Here is an 18,687-nt window from a genome sequence, read left to right as displayed (position 1 = left end):
TCGGCGTGCAGTCCGATCCGGGGGCGGGCAAGACCGGCCTCAAAGGCCGGATTCCTTATCGGCTGGGCGCCAGTCGCATCGCCGCGCCGCCGCCCGGCGCGAGCCACAGGTCGTACAGGTCGCCCTTGCGGACGGTCCGCGTCTCGTAAGCGATCTTGTGCCGCGCGTCGGTCAGATAGGTCGCGCCTGCGCCATCCTTGTAGATGGTGGCGGTGTAGCTTTTACCCGGCTCCAGATAGTCGAAGTTCAACGTCACCGTCCGCGCGGTCGCGTCGTTGACGCCGCCGACATACCAATTCTCGCTGTTGCGATCCTTGCGCGCGAACATGGCATAGTCGCCCACTTCGCCTGCGATCAGATGGCTTTCGCTCCAGTCGGCCGGGACTTTCGTGATAAAATCCAGTTCCTTTGGATATTTGGCCAGCGTCTCGACAAAATCCGCTGCCATCTGGATCGGGGAGTAAATGGCAAGATAGAGGCCGAGTTGCTTCGCCAAGGTCGATGCCAGCGGGGCATGGTCCGCCCCCTCCAGGCTCAGTACGCCGGGCGTGAAGTCCATCGGGCCGGACAGCAGCCTTGTATAGACCAGCGTGGGTTCATGGTCCGGCCCGTTCGCAAATCTGCCCCAGGCATTATATTCCATGCCGCGCGCGCCTTCGCGCCCGACCCAGTTGGGATAGGTGCGGCGCAGGCCGGTATCCTTGATCGGTTCATGCGCATTGACCGCGACATGATATTTAGCCGCCGTCTCCACGACGCGCAGATGATGTTGCGCCATGCGCTGGCCGTCATGATATTCCATATGCGTTTCGCCAGGCTTGTCCCCCGGCGCGATGATGCCGCCCGCGTCGGCGACATAGCCGGTCTTGACGACATCGACGCCAAGACCGCCATAAAGCTTCATCGCGTCGTCCAACTGCGCTTCATAATTGGCGATATTGCCGCCGGTTTCGTGATGCCCGATCAAGTGGACGCCCTTTGTCTTCGCATAGGCGGCAAGGCCCGGCAGGTCGAAGTCGGGAGTCGATTGCGTGTAGCTGAAGTCGTCGCCATGGCCGAACCAGTCGCCATTCCAGCCCTTGTCCCAGCCTTCGACCAGCACGCCGCGGAAGCCATGTTTGGCGGCGAAATCGATATATTGCTTCGTGCGGGTGGTGGTGGCGCCATGCTTCGGCCCTTCGGCCCAGCTCCAGTCGCCCCGGATCATGCCCCACCAGATGCCGATATATTTGGCGGGTTGGAACCAGCTGACATCGCCCAGCTTGTTGGGTTCGTTGAGGTTGAGTTCCAGATCATTTTCGACCAGCCCCGCCGCACTGTCGGCGATGCGGATGGTCCGCCAGGGCGTGTTGAACGGCAGGTCGCGGATCACCCGTGCGCCCTGCGACGAGGGCGAGAGCGTGGTGCGGAAGGTCTGGCCAGACGCGCGCTTCAGCCAATAGGCCGCATAATCGACCAGCGCGGCTTCGTGGAAGCTGAGATGCGTGCCGTCGTCCAGCCGCATGGTGATGGGCGTATGGGCGGTCGAGACAGCGTCGATCGGCGTATTCTGATAGACCTGCTCGTAGCGGTTCCATTCGCCGCCCGGAATCCACCAAGCCGTGCCCTTGGGCGCGATGTCGAACTCGGTCGTCTCGTCGGCGATCTTCATGCGGCTCAGATTGGGCTGCGCGGGCAGTTCGTAGCGGAAGCCGACGCCGTCATCGAACAGGCGGAAATGCACGTTCATCAGCCGCGCGCCCTGCACGTCGGACTGGCGGAAGCGGACCGTCACTTCATTATAGCGGTCGGTGACGAAGCGGCGCTCACCCCAGGGCTGTTCCCATCGATCATCGCCCTGGCCCTTGTCCGACCCGGCGATCGCAAAGCCGCGGACCATGTTAAGGCCGTCGGTCAGGATGAAGCCCAGCTTCGACGGCGCGATCAGCAGCTTGCCTTTGCGCGAGAGCGACCAGGTCGGGCGGCTGTCATTGTCGGTGGAGACGGTCAGGATGATCGAGCCATCGGGCGATGCGGCGGTGACGGCGGGGCGGGCCTCCTGCGCAACGGCCGGCGTCATGAAGACGAATGGAAGGGTCAGCGCGCAGGCGCGCAGCGACAGGTTCAGCATGGAGTCTCTCCTTATTCCTCGATCATCAGCGCGCCGAAGGGTGGCAGGGCGCCGGGCGTGGCGCCATTGACGGCGGACAGCAGCTTGTTGGTCGGGGCGATCTCTTCGGGCCAGGTCGCCGGTTTGGCCGACAGGTTGAACAGGCAGAGCAGCGACTGGCCGTCAGCGGCGCGGCGGAACAGCAGACGCTGGTCGTCGGCGACCAATATCTCCAGGCTGCCGTGGCGCAGCGCCGGGTTCGCCTTCCGCAGCGCGAGCATCGCGCGGGTGTGGTTCAGCAGCGATGCAGGATCAGCCTCCTGCGCGTCGACCGCCAGCGCCAGATGATCGGCACCATGGGGTAGCCAGGGTTCGACACTGGAAAAGCCCGCTTGCGCGGCATCGGCAGCCCATGGCAAAGGCGTGCGCGCGCCGTCCCGCGACAGGGTCAGCGGCCAATTGGCGATCGCTTCGGGATCTTGCAGCTTGTCGAAGGGGATATCGACCTGGGTGATCCCCAATTCCTCGCCCTGATAGAGGATCGCGTTGCCGCGCAGCGCCACCAGCAGCATCGCCTTCAGCCGTCCGAACGCCGGGCGATCCTCCGCCGCGCACCAGCGGGACAGCGCGCGCGGCGCATCGTGATTTTCGAACGCCCAGCTCGGCCAGCCCATGCCCGGTTCATCCGGCCAGCGATCGACCGTGTCAGCCACCAGAGCGGGCGTCAGCGCGTCGGCATAGAGGAAGTTGAAGCCATAGGCGCTGTTGAGGTGGGTTTCGCCCGCCGTATAGGCCTTCATCTCCGTCTCTGACAGGTCGCCGCCGACCTCCGCCACGGTGAAGATCGCGCCATATTCGTCGCAGAGCGTGCGGATTCGCTTGATGAAATCGACTACGCCGGGGTGAGACTGACTATATGTCTTGATCTGGAAATCGAAGGACCGCGTGCGCGGCTTGCCGGTGTCGGGCGCTGGCGGATTGTCGCGCAGTTGCGGGTCGTGCATCGAATGGTTGAGCGCGTCGAGACGGAAGCCATCCACTCCGCGATCGAGCCAAAAGCGCATCGCGTCCAGCAGCGCATCCTGCACCGCCGGGTTGTGGAGGTTGAGCTGCGGCTGGCTGCTCAGAAACTGGTGCATATAATATTGGCCGCGCCGCGCGTCCCAGGTCCAGGCCGGGCCGCCGAACACCGACTGCCAGTTGTTGGGCGGGGTGCCGTCTTCCTTCGGATCGACCCAGACGAACCAGTCGGCCTTTTCACTCGTCCGGCTGGCGCGGCTTTGCGCGAACCAGTCATGAAGGTCGGAGGTATGGGCATAGACCTGATCGATCGTGACCTTCAGGCCGAGCGCATGAGCGCGCGCCACCAGCGCGTCGAAATCGGCCAACGTGCCGAAAATCGGATCGACATCGCAATAATCAGCGATGTCATAGCCGAAATCGCGCATGGGCGACGTGAAGAAGGGCGAAATCCAGATCGCGTCTGCGCCGAGCCGGGCGATATGCTGCAGTCGCTGGGTGATCCCATTCAGGTCGCCGATGCCGTCATGATTGCTATCCTGAAAACTGCGCGGATAGATTTGATAGATCACCGCGCCCTTCCACCAGGGCTGATCGGTCGATGTCGTCGCAAGCGTCATGAAGGAGCTTTCCGGTTCAGGGTTTGGCGGCGCAGACGGCATAGCCGAAGGCGGGGAGAGCGAGGGCCAGGCTGCCCGGCGCTTGCGGGGTGACAGGGCAGGCGCCGATCAGCGACGTGAAGCCGCCGCTGGCCGGATCGACCGCGACAGGGCCAGCATAAGGCGTCGCGGCGGTATTGAACGCGACCAGCACTTCGCGGCCCGTATCGGGGTCGATGCGCGACACCGCGAACAGGCCGGGCTTGTCCGAACTGGCGCGCAGGATAGTCGCGCCGCGCGACAGGGCTGGCGTGGCGCTGCGGATTTTCGCCAGCGTTGCGATTGCGCGATAGAGAGGCTGGTCGGTGCGGAAATTGTCCGTCGCGGTGGTTGCGTGCGTCCCGACCAGCCGTTCCGCATTATATTCGGCGACCTGCGAGGCGAACATGTCGTGCCGCGCCTGCTGATCATTGCCCGTGCCGGCGAAACCCTGTTCATCGCCATAATAGAGCGTCGGCACGCCGCGCAGCGTCAGCAACATCGCATGGCCCAGCAGGGCGCGCGCCAGTTCCTCCTCCGCGCTGATGCCGGGCTTGGCCTGACGCAGAAACCAGGCAAAGCGACCCGCGTCGTGATTGCCGAGGAAGGTCGGCAATTGCAGCGCCGCCGCCTTGCCGCCTTCGTAGAGGGCATCATCATCCCCCAGCCGCGCCAGCATGTCGGTGCCGCTCTTGCCGCTGGCTGCATCCACGGCCGCGCGCATGAAGGCGAAATCCAGCACGGCGGGAAATCCCGCGTTGCGCGTCCAGCTGGCCAGCAGCGCCGGATCATAGGCGTCGGTAGCGACTTCGCCGAAGACATGAAAGTTGGGGATTCCCTTGGCCGCGGCATGAGCGCGGATGGCGGGAATGAAGGCGCGCCAGAATGCCGCATTCACATGGCGCGCGGTGTCGATGCGATAGCCATCGATACCGAAGCGGTCGATCCAGTCCTTGTAGATGGCTATGAAGCCTTCCACCACCCGCGGATCTTCGGTCGCCAGGTCATCCAGCCCGACGAAATCGCCATATTGCGAGCTTTCGCCCTTCCAGTCGGTGTCACCGCGATTGTGATAATAGATGGGGTCGTTGAGCCAGGCGGGGACTTTGACCGTCTCCTCGCTCTTCGGAACGATCGGGGTGTAGGCGAAGGCCGGATCGGTCAGCTTCGCCCAGTTGGCCGCGCTGCTGTCCCGGTCGCCGGCGAACCCCGCGTTGATCGGCTGGCCCGCCGCGCCGCCCCGGCGCGACCAGGGATAGGCCCCCTTGCTGCGATAAGACGCTGCGCTGGTCGGGCTTTCGCGATATTGGATCACATCGGCCGTATGGTTGGCGATGATGTCCATATAGACTTTCATGCCGCGCTTGTGCGCCGCATCGACCAGCGCCTTGAAGTCGGCGTCGCTGCCGAAATGCGGATCGACGGTAGTGAAATCCGTCACCCAATAGCCGTGATAGCCCGCGCTTTCCTGCCCCTTGGCGCCCTGCACCGGCTTGTTCTTGAACACCGGCGCCAGCCAGATCGCTGTCGCACCCAAGCCCTGTATATAGTCGAGCTTCGCCGTCAGCCCCTTCAGGTCGCCGCCATGATAGAAGGCGCGCGAGGTGGGATCATAGCCGGTCTGGAGCGGGCCGCCCTTCAGGCCGCCCTTGTCATTACTGCGGTCGCCATTGGCGAACCGGTCGGGCAGCACGAAATAGACGATCTCCTGCGCCGGCGTGCGGGCGCGCAGGTCGGCCAGCGTGTCGGCCATCGCCAGCGGCGCGCCCACGAGAGCCGCGCCGATCCCGGCGGCTGTCACGAACAATCTCGTGGCCGTTCGACCCATAAGGGGCACCCCTCTGCTTGAACCTTTGAAAAAAAGGCCCGGCGACGACAAGGCCGCCGGGCCACTCTACACATCAGAAGCGGTAGTTGAAGCCCGCCATGAAGCGGCGGCCATAGCTTTGATAGTTGCGGATCTGGATCGATGCGCCGGTATCGACCGACACGAAGGGTTCGTCGGTCAGATTCTGGCCTTGTAGGAAGATCGCCAGCCCCTCCAGCGCGCTGCCCTTCTGGAAATCATAGCCGATCTGTCCATCAACGATGGTTTCGCTCAAGGCCCGGCGCAACTCGCGCTCGCCCCCGAAGCCGACGAACTGGCCGACGAAGGCGGAACGATAGCGGGCCGAAGCGCGGGCGTTGAAGCCCCATTTCTCGAAGAAGATCGTGGCGTTGGCGACCCAGCGCGAATAGTCGGGCAGGTCTTCCGATGCGGCGCCGACGCCCGGCTTGATGCTGGTTTTGGTATAACCCACGCCGCCCGTCAGGCCAAAGCCGTCCAGCGCGGGCGTCACGATGTCGAACGGCACCGTGCCGGCGACTTCGAAGCCATACAGCTTGCCGCCCTTGCCGTTGACCGGACGGGTCAGCGTGCCGTCAGGATCGGTCACGCCCGGCGGCAGCACGATCGGCAGGCCGGTATAATCGAACGCCGCGGTTTCCCGATAGACATAGCTTTCCAGCTTCTTGGCGAACAGTTGCAGGCTCAGATAGCCCTTGGTCCCGAAATATTTCTCGAAATTCAGGTCCGCCGCCCAGGCGCGATAGGGGCGCAGGGTGGGGTTGCCGCCGGTGCCGGTGATGACCCCGCTGGCGGTATTATAGCCATAGTCCAGGCTGACCTTCATATCCTCGAACCGGGGGCGCTGGATTTCGCGGGCGGCGGCCAGGCGGATGATGAAATCGCTGGGAAAGCGCAGCGACATGTTCAGGCTGGGCAGCACATCCCAATAATTGTCGCCCCGTGTCGTCGGCACCAGATCGGCCGCCGCCAGGTTCACGAAACCGCGCGACTTCTGTTCGGTATTCTGGGCCAATACGCCTATATTGCCGGTCAGTTCGGCCGATCCCAGGTCCGATTTGATATTGGCCATTAGATAGGCCGACATCACCCGCTCGGTCACCGAATAGGCCTTGGCCGGCACGTCCTTGCTGGGGTTCAGCGTCTTGATATAAACGCCGTCGCTGAGCAGCTTGAACGGGTCGTAGGACAGGATCGGTCCGATACCAAGGAAGCTGAGGTCCGTCGCGGCCAGACGATATTGCTCCGGCAGCACCAGCGACGTTGCGCCATTGGCCAGGTTCAGCACATATTCTTCGGGCGTCTTGGCCTTGGTGCGGTCGACATAGCCCAGGCCCGCGGTGACCTTCGACAGGAAGCCGCTCTCGATCTCCTTGCCGAACTCGATCTGATAGCTTTTGATCTCATCATCGATGATGCGGTTGTTATAATAGCCTTCCTGATGGCCCAGCGGCGCGCCTGCGCCCCAGCCCAGCGGATCGGTCAACACCATCAGATTGGGGTCGCTATAGTCGAGCTGGTGGCTGGTGAAATGGGTGCCCTTGCCGTCGCTGACGAAGTCCAGCGTATCGGTCGCGCCATTGCCGGGACCATAGCCGGTGCCCGCGTTGGATTCGAGCGACAATTCGCTGCGGTCGGTGCGCGAATAGCCGAAATCGAAGCTGGCCGACCAGCCATCGTCGCCGGTATATTTGCCGTTGAAGCCACCCGAAAAGATCTTCGACTTGCGCTCATAGCCATGGTTGTTGACCACCGCCTCGACACCAGTGAACGTGCCTTTATTGATGAAATCGCCGTCGGCGCCGATGCTGGCGGGGACCAGCGTCGCGCCGCTCCAGTAGAGCGGAAATTCGACGCCGCGCTTGATCTGCTTTTCCTTGAAGTCGCCATAAAAGCCGTCGAAGGTCAGCAGCAGCGTGTCGGTCGCCTGCATCTGCACCGCGCCCTGGATGCCCAGGCGCTTCAACTGGGTGGACACGCCGAACGGCTTGATGCCGCCGATCACCTTGTCGCCATCCGGTCCGTCGGCATAGCCCCATGCTTCGAACTCCTTCGATTGATAGGGTTCGTCATTATAGGCGGCCGACAGCGACACGCCGATGCGGTCGCCCGCAAACTGGCCGACATAGGTGCCGGTCAGGCGATAGCCCTTGTCCTTACTGTCGGCATTGACCTTACCCAGATCGGTATAGACGCCGCGGGCGCCGACCGAGAACAGTTCCTTGCCGTAGTCGAGCGGACGGATGGTGCGGATGTCGACAGTGCCGGCCAGACCCTGGTTGATCAGGTTGGCCTGGGGCGACTTGAACACATCGACGCGGCTGACGACTTCGGAGGGATATTGGTCGAATTCGACATTGCGCTGTTCGCCGGTGGACGTCTGGGGACGGCCGTTGAGCGTGGTCGAGGAGAGGTCGGCGCTGGCGCCGCGGATCGCGATCGAATTGGCGCGACCGAACAGGCGCTGCGACGTCAGGCCGGGCAGGCGGGCGATGGATTCGCCGATCGATGCGTCGGGCAGCTTGCCGATATCTTCGGCCGACACCGATTCCACGATCTGCGTGGCGTTTTTCTTGACGTTGACGGCGCTCTGGAGCGCGGCGCGGAAGCCGGTGACGACGATCGTGTCGCTGGCCGCGTCCTGCGGCGCGGCGTCGGCCTGTGGTGCATCCTGCGCGAAGGCGGGGCTGGCGGCCGTCGCCATGATGGCCAGAAGCGATGCGCCGAACAAACGGACGCGTTGATGATGATGAGCCACTGTGATCCTCTCCCCCATGGACACCGGACAGACCCTGATCGCCGGTGCTGGAAACCCTGGCCGCAGGCATGGCTGTGAAGCGCCACGTTCCTGCGGATGGGCCGGTCATACGCCCCGTTCGCGCCACCCGGCCATAAGGCATACGTATACGCATATATGCACAGGCCCCGACTGTGGCCGTCATGTCACGATGGCGCTTGCCCGAAAGGACGCAATTGCCTTGCTTTCAGCGTGGCCCTACCATGGCTGTGGCGTATCGACCGCGCCGGGAGAGGGATATGGGGCGTCAGCCCAGCAGCAAGCCGACCAGCTTCGACATCGCCTATCTGGCCGGCGTGTCCCAGCCGACCGTCAGCCGCGCGCTGCGCGGTTCGCGATCGGTCAGCCTGGCCACCCGCCAGCGGATCGAGGCGATTGCGCGCGAACTCAACTATTCGGTGGACAAGAACGCCTCGTCGCTCCGGTCGCAGCGTTCCAATACCATCGCGCTGCTGTTCTTCGAAGACCGCACGCCCGACGAATCGAACATCAACCCCTTCTTCCTGGCGATGCTGGGGTCGATCACGCGGCAATGCGGCGCGCGCGGGCTGGACCTGCTCATCTCCTTCCAGAAAATGGAGGACGACTGGCATGTTCGTTACCAGGATAGCCACCGCGCCGACGGTCTCATCCTGCTCGGCTATGGCGACTATACGCTCTACGCCCGGCGGCTGACCGAACTGGTCGATCATGGCACGCATTTTGTGCGCTGGGGGTCCGCGGGGGAGGACACGATCGGCCCGACGGTGGGATCGGACAATGTCGGCGCGGGCCGCCTGGCCGGCGAGCATCTGCTCAGTCTGGGTCGCCGCCGCATCGCCTTTCTGGGCCAGGCGGACGAACATTATCCCGAATTTGCCGATCGTTACACCGGCCTGTGTCAGGCTATGGCCGCGTCCGGCATCGCCCCCGACCCGGCGTTGCAGGTCGATGCGCTGACCGCCGAGGATGCCGGCCATGCCGCCGCCCGGACGCTGATCGCGCGCGGCGCGCCGTTCGATGCGATTTTTGCAGCGAGCGATCTGATCGCGATTGGGGCGATGCGCGCGCTGGCGGAGGCGGGATTGTCCATTCCGGGCGACGTCGCCATTATCGGCTTCGACGATATTCCCGCCGCCAGCCTGACCACGCCCCCTCTGACCACCATCATGCAGGACATGAAGGGGGCCGGCCAGTTGCTGGTCGACACCCTCGTCGCGCAAGTGGAGGATCGGCCCCTGCCGCCCTGCACGCTGGGCACAAAGCTGGTCGTGCGGCGAAGCACGGCGGAATAGGACAGGGTTAGTTCTGCGGCACGGCCGTTCGGCCCGGAACGACCAGATTGAGTATGACCGCGACGACCGCAGCCGGCAGCACGCCGGACGCCAGGATGATGCGCGCGGACGCGGGCAGATGCGACAGCGCGTCCGGTTCAAGCTCCAACCCGATGCCCAGAGACAAGGCGAGGCCGAAGATCAGCATGTTGCGCTGCGTCCAGGCGACCGCCGACAGCATGGACAGGGCGGCAGACGCGACCATGCCGAACATCAATATCACCCCGCCGCCCAGCACCTCGATCGGGATTGTGGTGATGGCCGCGCCGATTTTGGGCGCCAATCCGCACAGCACCAGGAACAGCGCGCCGACCGTCACGACATGGCGGCTGACGATGCCGGTGATGGCGATCAAGCCCACATTCTGGCTGAAACTGGTGTTGGGCATGGCCCCGAACAGCGCCCCGATCGCCGTCCCCACGCCGTCGGCGGCCGTCGCGCCGATCAGTTCGCTGTCGCGCGCCGGGCGACCGACATTGGCTTCGCAGATGGCGGACACGTCGGCGATCGATTCGATCGCGGAGATGAAGCCCATCAGGCAGAAGCCCACTATGGCGGACGCGGACAGGACAAAGCCGAAATGGAACGGATCGGGCAGCATGACGACAGGCGCGACGCCGATCGGGGCCAGCGACACCCGGCCCATGGCGGCGGCGAGGGCATAGCCCGCCAGCAGCCCCAGCAGGACCGACGCGGTGGAACACAAGCCTCGTGCGAAAAAGCTGAGCCCCAGCGTCGTGACGATCACTACGCCCGCCAGCAGCCAGCCCGCCCCTGCGCCATAGGCCGGCGTGCCCTGCGCCATGACCCCGCCGGCTGCATATTGGATGCCGACCCGCATCAGCGACAGGGCGATCATCAGCACGACCAGACCCGTAACCAGCGGTGGCAGGGCGAACCGGATACGGCCGACAAACATGCTGAGCACCGCATGAAACAGCCCGCCGCACAGCGCCGCGGCGGTCAGTTCCGCCATGGCCTCCACCCCGCGCCCGGCGCAGATCGGGATGATGACCGGCAGAAAAGCGAAGCTGGTGCCCTGCACCAGGGGCAGGCGCGCGCCCACCGGCCCTACGCCCACGGTCTGGAGCAGGGTGGTCAGCCCGGCGAACAGCATCGCCATCTGGATCATGTAGATGAGCGCGCCGGGGTCCGCCGAGCCATAGCCGAACCCGGCGGCGCCCGCGATGATGATGGCGGGCGTGATGTTGCTGACGAACATGGCCAGCACATGCTGGATGCCCAGCGGAATGGCGACGGCCAGGCCGGGGAAATGATCGGGGTCGCGCGCCTGCGCCGCCGTCATTCCCATCGGCTGCTCAGCGGCGGCCTGCGGTACGGCGAGCGGCGCTACGGTCATTGCGGCGGCGCCTGCTCGTAACGGTCCCAATGGTTCAGCAGTTCGTCGACGACTTTGGACCCGACCAGATACAGGCTTTCAAGCGATGCCCGCATCCCCGAATAGCCCTCATTTTCCCGCATCAGATTGTCGGCGGCGGCGATGCCTTCGGGCGGCATGGAGAAATTACTGCCCGACCGCAGCACCATGACGCGGTCCTGGTCCACCCGGCCTGCGCGGCCCAGATAAGTGATGGCTTGCAACGTCCCCGTTTCCTCCATGGCGGAGGTGACGAACTCGCCCTTGCCGCTGGTGGAATAGCGGGTGAAGTCGTTCGCCCAGCGGTTGAGCAGCTTGCCATGCCAGAAGGTCATGGCGGAAAACTGGTCGCCGATCAGGACGAAGGGCGGTTTTTGCGCATTGGGATAGCCTTTGTAGCGCGCACGTTCCTGCTGGATGCCGACATCGTCGGGAATGACGACGTCCTTGGTCAGGGCGAAAGCCCAATCGACCAGCTTGGGGTTGAGCGCGAACACCCGGCCTTCGGTGATGGGCGGGCTCGTGTCGCCCGGTCCCTTCTTGTCGAGAGGGAAGAAGCCCGACGTCCAGTCTTTGGGAATTTCGCGCGCATCGATTTCATGCGCCAGGTCGCCGTCGACGCTGTAACGCGCCCAGGCGGCCGATCCGATCGATGCATCCTGCGGATCGATGCCGGCGATCCCGGCCACCAGCCAATAGGCTTTGCCGAGGTCGAAGCGCGGGTCGAGGCCCAGCGCCATGGTCGCGTTGGCGGACCGCGCGGTGCCGACACCCGTCACGATGGCCAATATCTGGCTTTCGGGATTGTAGAAGAGGTCGTGATAGCCCTGCGGAAAGGGGATGCGCGTGTCGAGATGCCGCCTTTCCTTCCACAGCTGAAATTCGCCGGGCGCATCGCCTTCATCCGCGCCGATCTCGAACATGGTGACGATGACCATGCGCACCGGCAGCGTCGCGGCGCAGGGTTTGGTCGGCACGCAGGCGAGCACGGTTTCGAGCGGCCCTGACTTGACAGTGACAGGCTCGACGGGCGGGGTGGCGGCAGGGGCCGCCGCGGCGCAGGCCAGGATGGCGAGCGGCAGGACGCAGCGGGAAAGGGAGCGCATCGGGGTTCCTTGACAATAGCGGCAGGAGCGCTCGTTACGGGGCGCTCCTGCGATCAGGCATCAGAATTTATAGACGGCGGACGCCTGGAAGCTGCGCGGCCGTTCCGGCAGGACGATGGTGCTGCCGAACAATTCGGTGAAGTTGGCGCGGAAATATTTCTCGTTGGTCGCGTTCTTCACCACCAGTCGCAACAACATCGGCCCGGTTTCGAACGATACGCCCAGGTCCACGGTGGTGTAGGCCGGCAACTTTACGGCCTGACTTTGGCCCGAATAGACCGAATCGACATGCACCAGGCTGCCCGACAGGGCGAGACCGAAGTCGAACGCATAGGTCGCGGTGGCCGAGAACATGTTCTGCGGAATACCCGCGCGCTTGGAATCGCTCTTGCTGTTGATCGGCACCAGCCCGATCGGCTGACCGCCCAGGAACAGGGTTGGGTCGGAGACGTTCACCAGATCCTCGATGCCGAAGAAGCTGAACAGCGTGCCGTCCTGCAACGCGGTCAGATTATAGACATTGGTGTGGGTATAGGCGCCGGTCACCAGCAGGTGCCGATCGACTGACCACCGCAGTTCGGCCTCCAGCCCCTTGGTTTCGACCGACTGGTTCACTGTGATCGACTGGATGTTAAAGTCGGTGCGCTTCTGCTTGTAGACGGAGACGGCTGCGTAGAGCTTGTTGTCGAGCCAGCTGCCTTTGATGCCGCCTTCATAGAGTTTGGAGGCGGACAGGAAGGTGCCGCCGGCGACATCGGCCGGATAGATTTCCGCGCCCTGACCCGCGATCACCGTCGATTGCTTCGCGATGGTGCCGTAGGGGATCAGGCCGAAGGGCAGTTTGTAGGAGGCGCTGCCCGACCAGGACCAGGCGCCCTTGCTGCCGCTGGCATTGTTCGCCGCCAGGCCGGCGGCAGGTGCCTCCAGCTTGGTCGTGATATTCGTTGCCTTGACGTCCAGATGGTCGTAGCGCGCGCCCAGCGTCACATCCAGGCCGAAGGCGAAGTCGAGATCGACCAGCCCCGCCAGCGCCAGATCGCTATAATGGCCGACGACATAATTGGTGTAGTCGCAGTCGCATTCAGTCGACAGCAGGCGATCCGACAAGGCGTCATAGCCCACCGTCAGATCGACGCGGTGGAAATATTCATAGTTGAAGTCATCGCCATGCGCGAATTTGGTGTAGCGAACCGAAGGTGAGAGCTGGAAGGAGAATTTGCCCGCGCTGCTTTCCAAAGTCTTGGATGCGACGATTTTGTCCTCGATCACCCAACTGTCGTGGAATTGCGAGAAGCCATAGGCGTTCTCGTTAATATTTTCATAGCTGTCGTAAAACCACTGGTTCTTCAGCTCGAAACCACTGTCGGCGGTGTAGATGGCGTCGAAATAGAAGGTCGAACCGCGGTTGACCAGTCTGTCGTCCTTGCCGGTCAGCACATTGCGGCGACTGAGCTTCGTCGTGCCTGTGTTGGTCAGCGCCAGGCTGGGATAGGCGGAGGTGAAGCAGGCGTCGGTAAAACCGCTGGCGAAGGGGCTGAATGTGCTATCGGGGCAGGTGAAGTTGCCGAAGATCGATAGGCCGCCGGGCACCGATGCATTGATTTCCTGCTGCGAAATCTGCCCGTCGCCGCTGGTGTCGAGCGGCTGGGCCTGGCCGGTGATATAGGTGCCGTCATCCACCAGCGCCTGGGTCAGGCGGTTCCAGCCACCATTTTGCTGGCCTTTGTAATTTTGATACTGGCCGCCAAATTCAATGCGGACATGGTCGGACAGGTCGGTGTCGAAGGAGCCCTGCAGGATGGTCTGCTTGGTCCACATGTTGCGATAATAGCTGCCGTCATCCTCATATTGGCCGAACAGGCTATAGCCGAATTCCTGCTCGCCGATCTTGAGCGGGCCGGAGACATTGCCCTTGACGACATTCATGTCCCAACTGCCGCGCGTATAGCTGACTTCGCCGCTCGCCTTGTCGCGCAGCTTGCCGTCGGCGACGCGCGCCGATTTGGGCACGAAATTCATGTAGCCGCCGGTCTTGGACGGGCCGAAGATCGGCGATGCCGGGCCGCGGACGATGTCGATCCGGTCCGATGCGCCGATGGGCGTGGGATAGTTGCCCGGATTGTCCAGGCGGCGCATACCGCGGAAATAGACTTCGCCGGGCGTGCCGCGAATGTCGAGCGCGCCGCCGACGCCGAAGAAACTGTTGGTGAAGGTGCCGGGCGCCTGTGCGACCAGATCATAAATGTCGGTGATGCCGAACCGCTCCATCTGCTCGCTGCTGATGGTCGATGCGGAGCGTGGCGTTTCAAGGATCGTCTTGTCGAAGCCGAAGATCGACCCGACATTCTTGATCGGCAATGCGTCGAGCGCGCCCGTCACCACGATTTCGGCGGTCGGCTCCGGCGCATCCTCTGGCGCGGGCGTCTGCGCCCAGGCGGCGGAACTCAGCCCAGGGCTTAGGGCGGTGCAGGATAGCAGCGCCAGCGTGGCGATGGCGGTCGATCCGGTCCGAAAACGATGCTGCGGCGCAGCTTTATGTGCGACGCGATGAAAAGGCAGATAATTCGCCATGATGAGCCCCCTTTATGATGGCGGCGAAGCGTAAATCCCCACGGCTTCGCCAGCCGGTTGTCCCTGCTGCCTGCCTCTCCCATGAAGATTTTTGATGCTGCAATGCGTCATGCTAATATTTCTGACACGCCGCAGCAAAGGAAATGTCTTATTTTTATCGTTCTTCTGTTCGGGGTCGGTCGGCCTATTATGGTCCGATCGACTTGCTTAGATTGAGCACGGTAACATCTTCGAAAATCTGGAAATCTTCCTCCAATTGAACTTGAAGTGCGGCTTTGGCGCTGGATCGTGCGAGGCTGCGGCAGCGATCGTCGGTCCACCCTGCCGTGCAAGGCGAGACGCGCGCGCTCACATGCCTGTCCGCCCAGATGCTCGTCCCGTCGATGAACGCCTGCTCCAGGCTGGTGCGCGCCATCTGCTTGAGGTCCGCATAGCCCATGCCTTGCTCGCGCGCGGCGCGCTGATATTCCTGGGTCATGTCGGTGCGCAATATGCCCTGGTCGTCGGTCGACAGCAGCGTCGGGACACCCGCCCGGCGATAGAGGCGCAGCGGGTGATCGTCGCCCTTCACCCCCAAAATCACCGCGTTGCTGGTCAGGTTGATTTCCACTGCAATATCATCGCGCGCCATGCGCGCGAGGGTGGCGACGGCGTCGTCCTCATAAGCGATGGCGGTGCCATGGCCGATCCGCTCCGCCCCGGCTTCCAGCGCCTTGGCGATATGGTGGCGCAAGGCAGCGGGCGGCACGAGGCCGAACGCCAGTTCGCCCGCATGGAGTGTGCGATGCACACGCGGATGCCGTTCCGCCAGGAAACGCAGCATCGCCATGTGCAGGTCATAGTCGCGCAGCGCGATCACCCAATCTTCCGGCTGGACGATGTTGATACCGACATAGCGTGGATCGCGATCGGCCAGGGCGAAGGCGAGGATCAGCGAGGTGAAGGCCTGCGCCGGGGGCAGGTCGCGCCATCCCCAGGCGAGATAGCGGATGGCGACGCCGCAGCCGGGGTCGGGCTTTGCGCCACCACAGGCCAGCGCCTTGCCCGCCGCCGCCTCGTTCGCATCCAGTTCCGCGATCGCCCGGTCGATGACGGGCTTGGCGTCCTTGATCGTCCGGCTGTAGAAAGCGGCCAGGCCGCTGGCGTCCAACGGCATGTCCGCCGCGCCCAGCGTCGCCGCGATCAGCGCTTGCGGATTGTGGATCAGTTCCAGATAGCCGACCCGATCGCCCGCCGCGACTTGCCGTGCAACGGCCAGCGCGCCGGCCTCAACCGACGGGCTGGTCGGACCTAATCGGTCGAAGCTTCCAAAAAATTGCGTATGGCCCGATGCGTCGTTGGCGCCCACGCCCTGCTGCACCCCCCGCGTCGACATGGCGTCGACCAGCCGGGCGAAGGCGAAGGGCGTCTGTTCGCTCATCCGCTTCACCGTCTGGGCTTGCGGGCAGGGCGGCGCGACGATGCGGGCGCCGCTGTCGTCCACGCACAGCCCCGCCTGCGCCGCCCAGCGCAGATAATCCTCCGCATAGGGCGTGCCGCCCAGATGATTGTGCAGGTCGCCGCCCTTGGGCATCGCTTTGAGGAACAGCCGCAGCGCGGGCGGGCTGTCCGCCAGCCTGTCGAACAGAGCGGCCGCGGCCGCTTCCCCGCTTGTCGTCTGCGCCGCAGCCGGCGACAGCACGGCCAGCGAGGTCATGAGGGCCAGGCCACGCTTCATTGCGGACCGGTTCCTGGCACATGATCCTTGTAGCTGTCCCAATGGCTCAGCAATTCATGCACCACCGGCACGCCGACGCGATAGTTGGCTTCGAACGCCGCGACCTGGCCAGCGCCTTCGTCGGCGACGCTTTCGACCGCCGATCGGCCTGGCGGCGGCATGGACGGGTTGCTGCCGGTGCGTAGCACCAGCACCCGCGCCGGATCGACCAGCCCCTGTTTCGCGGCGATCGCCATGGCGCCGGCCAGCGACTGGCTTTCCATGTTGGTCATGGCGAAACGGCCCTTGCCGCCGGTCCACAGCTTCACCCAGTCGCGCGCCCATTGGGTGCGGCCGGGGCCATGCCAATAGCGCACCGACCCCAGCGTCTCGCCCATCAGCACGAAAGGCGGCTTTTGCGCATTGGGATAGCCCGCCCAGGCCGCGCGCGCCTTTTGCAACGCCGGGCTGTCGGGAATGGTCACATCCTTGGTGCGATCATAGGCCCATTGCGCCAGGCTCTGGTTCAGCTTCACCGACATGGTCAGCTTGCCGGTATCGGTGAAGCCAGCGAAACTCTCGGTATTGTGGGGCAGTGTGTTGGGCGCGTCGGCGCCGATCGCGAACAGGCCATAGGGCCAGTCTTTCGCCACTTCGCGGTCGTCAAATTCGCGCAGCGTGTCGCCCTGCACCACCCAACGCGACCAGGCCGCGCTGCCGACCGATGCGATTTGCGGATCGACCCCCGATATGCCGGTAAACAGCCAATAGGTCTTGCTGAAATCGAAACGCGGATCGAGCAACAGGCTCATCAACTGTTCGGCGACGCCGCCCAGCATCGTGTCCGGGCTGCCCCAGCACATGCCATATAGACCTGCCGCATTGCGGCGCAGCGGGTGCAGCGCGCCCCTGATCGGGATGACCTCGGTCAGCTTCTCGCGCTCGGCCCAGAGCTGAAACTCGCCAGGCGCATCGCCCATATCCGCGCCCGGCTCGAAATTGGCGACCACGATGACTTTGACCGGGATCGGCTTGACCGACGGCAGCATCGGAACGGGCGGTTCGGAAGCAAGGACAAAGGACGGACCGGCCAGCGCGGCAACCGTCGCGGCCATCGCCACCAATGCCTGTCTTGCGGATCCTGCCACCGTTGCATCCCATTATTTCGCCCTGCAGAGCGCGTAGGGGCTTGACCTGACGCGATCAAACGCAATGAATCCTACGGAGTGTTGCAAAAATTAGGGTGGGTCTATGCCGGCATTTTCGCGTTTTCTGCGTTACTTCATGGCGGTTGGAAGACTGGGTTCGATCCGCAAGGCGGCGGACGAACTCAATATCTCCGCTTCCGCCATCGACCGGCAGATTTTGAATGTGGAGGCGGACCTGGGAATGCCGCTGTTCGAGCGGCTGCCGACCGGCCTGCGCTTGACCGCCGCGGGGGAGATCATGATGGCGGCGGGAGGGCGCTGGCAAAAGAATTTGAGCGACGTGCGCGCCCAGATAGAGGATTTGCGCGGCCTCAAGCGCGGCCATGTCGATATCGCCATCATCGACGCGCTGGCCAAAGGCTATATTCCCGGCGCGATCCGCGCGATTCAGAGCCGATATCCGGGCATCACCATCGGCGTGCGGGTGCTGGAAAACGACCGGGTGCGCGACGCCATCGCCAGCGGCGAAGCGGATTTCGGCATATTGTTCGAACCGCAATCCTATCGCGACCTGACCGTGCGCTCCTTTGTCGAGGTCGTCCTGGGCTTCCTCACGCCCGCTGGCCATCCTTTTGGCGACCAGCGCGAAGCGCGTTTCTCCGCCTGCGCCGGATCACCGTTGATCGTCCCGGCCGAGCCTCTGGCGGTGTGCCAGCAGATCGCCGTGCTGGAAGGGACCAGCGGCCTCCAGATCGATCGCACGGCTAGTTCCGACAATATCCAGATGATCACCTCGCTGGTCATGCAAGGCGTAGGCATCGGCATATTGACCTCGCTCGACGTGATCACGGAAGTGCAGCGCGGCACCCTTTCCTTCACCCGCATTTCCGATCCGATCCTGCGGCCGATGACGCTGGCGCTCTGCACCGCGGCGGCGCGCACCCCTTCCTATGCGGCGGGGATCGTGCTGGGCGAGATAGAGAGCGGCTTTGCGCAACTCAGCTATCCCGTTTCGATCGAGCGCGCCGACCTCTGATCCGACTCGCAGCCGATTGCCCCCTTGGCGCGGGCGGGATAATCGGCAT

The 18,687-nt window shown here is 63.9% G+C and carries 11 protein-coding genes; 2 read left to right on the top strand and 9 right to left on the bottom strand.

The window, feature by feature from the left end; translation table 11 throughout:
- Positions 1 to 55: 55 nt before the first annotated feature.
- The 4 genes from sphantq_RS22155 to sphantq_RS22140 form a co-directional block, all read right to left on the bottom strand.
- Entirely contained in the window at positions 56 to 2,110 is a 2,055-nt protein-coding gene (locus sphantq_RS22155; protein ID WP_443021578.1) for a glycoside hydrolase family 97 protein, read from the bottom strand.
- 11 nt (positions 2,111 to 2,121) lie between these two features.
- Entirely contained in the window at positions 2,122 to 3,729 is a 1,608-nt protein-coding gene (locus tag sphantq_RS22150; protein ID WP_272800406.1) for an alpha-amylase family glycosyl hydrolase, read from the bottom strand.
- 16 nt (positions 3,730 to 3,745) lie between these two features.
- Complete coding sequence (locus sphantq_RS22145; RefSeq protein WP_443021577.1) at positions 3,746 to 5,575, bottom strand: alpha-amylase family glycosyl hydrolase; 1,830 nt, start codon at positions 5,573 to 5,575, stop codon at positions 3,746 to 3,748.
- Between the two features lie 73 nt (positions 5,576 to 5,648).
- Positions 5,649 to 8,351, bottom strand: a complete 2,703-nt coding sequence (locus tag sphantq_RS22140; RefSeq protein WP_272800405.1) for a TonB-dependent receptor — start codon at positions 8,349 to 8,351, stop codon at positions 5,649 to 5,651.
- A gap of 278 nt (positions 8,352 to 8,629) precedes the next feature.
- Here sphantq_RS22140 and sphantq_RS22135 point away from each other — a divergent pair, with 278 nt between their 5' ends.
- Positions 8,630 to 9,664 carry a LacI family DNA-binding transcriptional regulator gene (locus tag sphantq_RS22135; protein WP_272800404.1) on the top strand — a complete coding sequence of 345 codons (1,035 nt, stop codon included), beginning with the start codon at positions 8,630 to 8,632 and terminating at the stop codon, positions 9,662 to 9,664.
- Positions 9,665 to 9,671: 7 nt separating this feature from the next.
- Here the strand turns inward: sphantq_RS22135 and sphantq_RS22130 are convergent, their stop codons facing one another.
- From sphantq_RS22130 to sphantq_RS22110, 5 genes are all read right to left on the bottom strand, one after another.
- A complete protein-coding gene (locus tag sphantq_RS22130) occupies positions 9,672 to 11,063 on the bottom strand; it encodes a uracil-xanthine permease family protein (RefSeq protein WP_272800403.1) in 1,392 nt (463 codons plus the stop codon).
- On the bottom strand, positions 11,060 to 12,187 hold the full coding sequence (locus sphantq_RS22125) for a purine nucleoside permease (protein WP_272800402.1): 1,128 nt from the start codon (positions 12,185 to 12,187) through the stop codon (positions 11,060 to 11,062). Before sphantq_RS22125 ends, sphantq_RS22130 begins: the two co-directional genes overlap by 4 nt.
- Positions 12,188 to 12,247: 60 nt before the next feature.
- Positions 12,248 to 14,758 (bottom strand): TonB-dependent siderophore receptor, encoded by a 2,511-nt coding sequence (locus tag sphantq_RS22120; RefSeq protein WP_272800401.1) that lies wholly within the window; start codon positions 14,756 to 14,758, stop codon positions 12,248 to 12,250.
- Between the two features lie 187 nt (positions 14,759 to 14,945).
- Positions 14,946 to 16,475, bottom strand: a complete 1,530-nt coding sequence (locus tag sphantq_RS22115) for an adenosine deaminase family protein (RefSeq protein ID WP_272800400.1) — start codon at positions 16,473 to 16,475, stop codon at positions 14,946 to 14,948.
- Positions 16,472 to 17,602 (bottom strand): purine-nucleoside phosphorylase, encoded by a 1,131-nt coding sequence (locus sphantq_RS22110; protein ID WP_272800399.1) that lies wholly within the window; start codon positions 17,600 to 17,602, stop codon positions 16,472 to 16,474. Before sphantq_RS22110 ends, sphantq_RS22115 begins: the two co-directional genes overlap by 4 nt.
- Before the next feature lie 103 nt (positions 17,603 to 17,705).
- Here sphantq_RS22110 and sphantq_RS22105 point away from each other — a divergent pair, with 103 nt between their 5' ends.
- Positions 17,706 to 18,638 carry a LysR family transcriptional regulator gene (locus sphantq_RS22105; RefSeq protein ID WP_129925781.1) on the top strand — a complete coding sequence of 311 codons (933 nt, stop codon included), beginning with the start codon at positions 17,706 to 17,708 and terminating at the stop codon, positions 18,636 to 18,638.
- Positions 18,639 to 18,687: the final 49 nt, after the last annotated feature.

The organism is Sphingobium sp. AntQ-1 (assembly GCF_028538045.1).
Taxonomy (GTDB): domain Bacteria; phylum Pseudomonadota; class Alphaproteobacteria; order Sphingomonadales; family Sphingomonadaceae; genus Sphingobium; species Sphingobium cupriresistens.
Note: the sequence above shows the minus strand (reverse complement) of the source record. Positions and strands in the feature narration are given on the sequence as shown.

Bases quoted from the DNA above. Each gene is read 5' to 3' on its own strand.
- sphantq_RS22130 (WP_272800403.1), bottom strand. From the start codon at position 11,063: ATGACCGTAGCGCCGCTCGCCGTACCGCAGGCCGCCGCTGAGCAGCCG.
- sphantq_RS22145 (WP_443021577.1), bottom strand. From the start codon at position 5,575: ATGGGTCGAACGGCCACGAGATTGTTCGTGACAGCCGCCGGGATCGGC.
- sphantq_RS22115 (WP_272800400.1), bottom strand. From the start codon at position 16,475: ATGAAGCGTGGCCTGGCCCTCATGACCTCGCTGGCCGTGCTGTCGCCG.
- sphantq_RS22150 (WP_272800406.1), bottom strand. From the start codon at position 3,729: ATGACGCTTGCGACGACATCGACCGATCAGCCCTGGTGGAAGGGCGCG.
- sphantq_RS22155 (WP_443021578.1), bottom strand. From the start codon at position 2,110: ATGCTGAACCTGTCGCTGCGCGCCTGCGCGCTGACCCTTCCATTCGTC.
- sphantq_RS22135 (WP_272800404.1), top strand. From the start codon at position 8,630: ATGGGGCGTCAGCCCAGCAGCAAGCCGACCAGCTTCGACATCGCCTAT.
- sphantq_RS22105 (WP_129925781.1), top strand. From the start codon at position 17,706: ATGCCGGCATTTTCGCGTTTTCTGCGTTACTTCATGGCGGTTGGAAGA.
- sphantq_RS22120 (WP_272800401.1), bottom strand. From the start codon at position 14,758: ATGGCGAATTATCTGCCTTTTCATCGCGTCGCACATAAAGCTGCGCCG.
- sphantq_RS22125 (WP_272800402.1), bottom strand. From the start codon at position 12,187: ATGCGCTCCCTTTCCCGCTGCGTCCTGCCGCTCGCCATCCTGGCCTGC.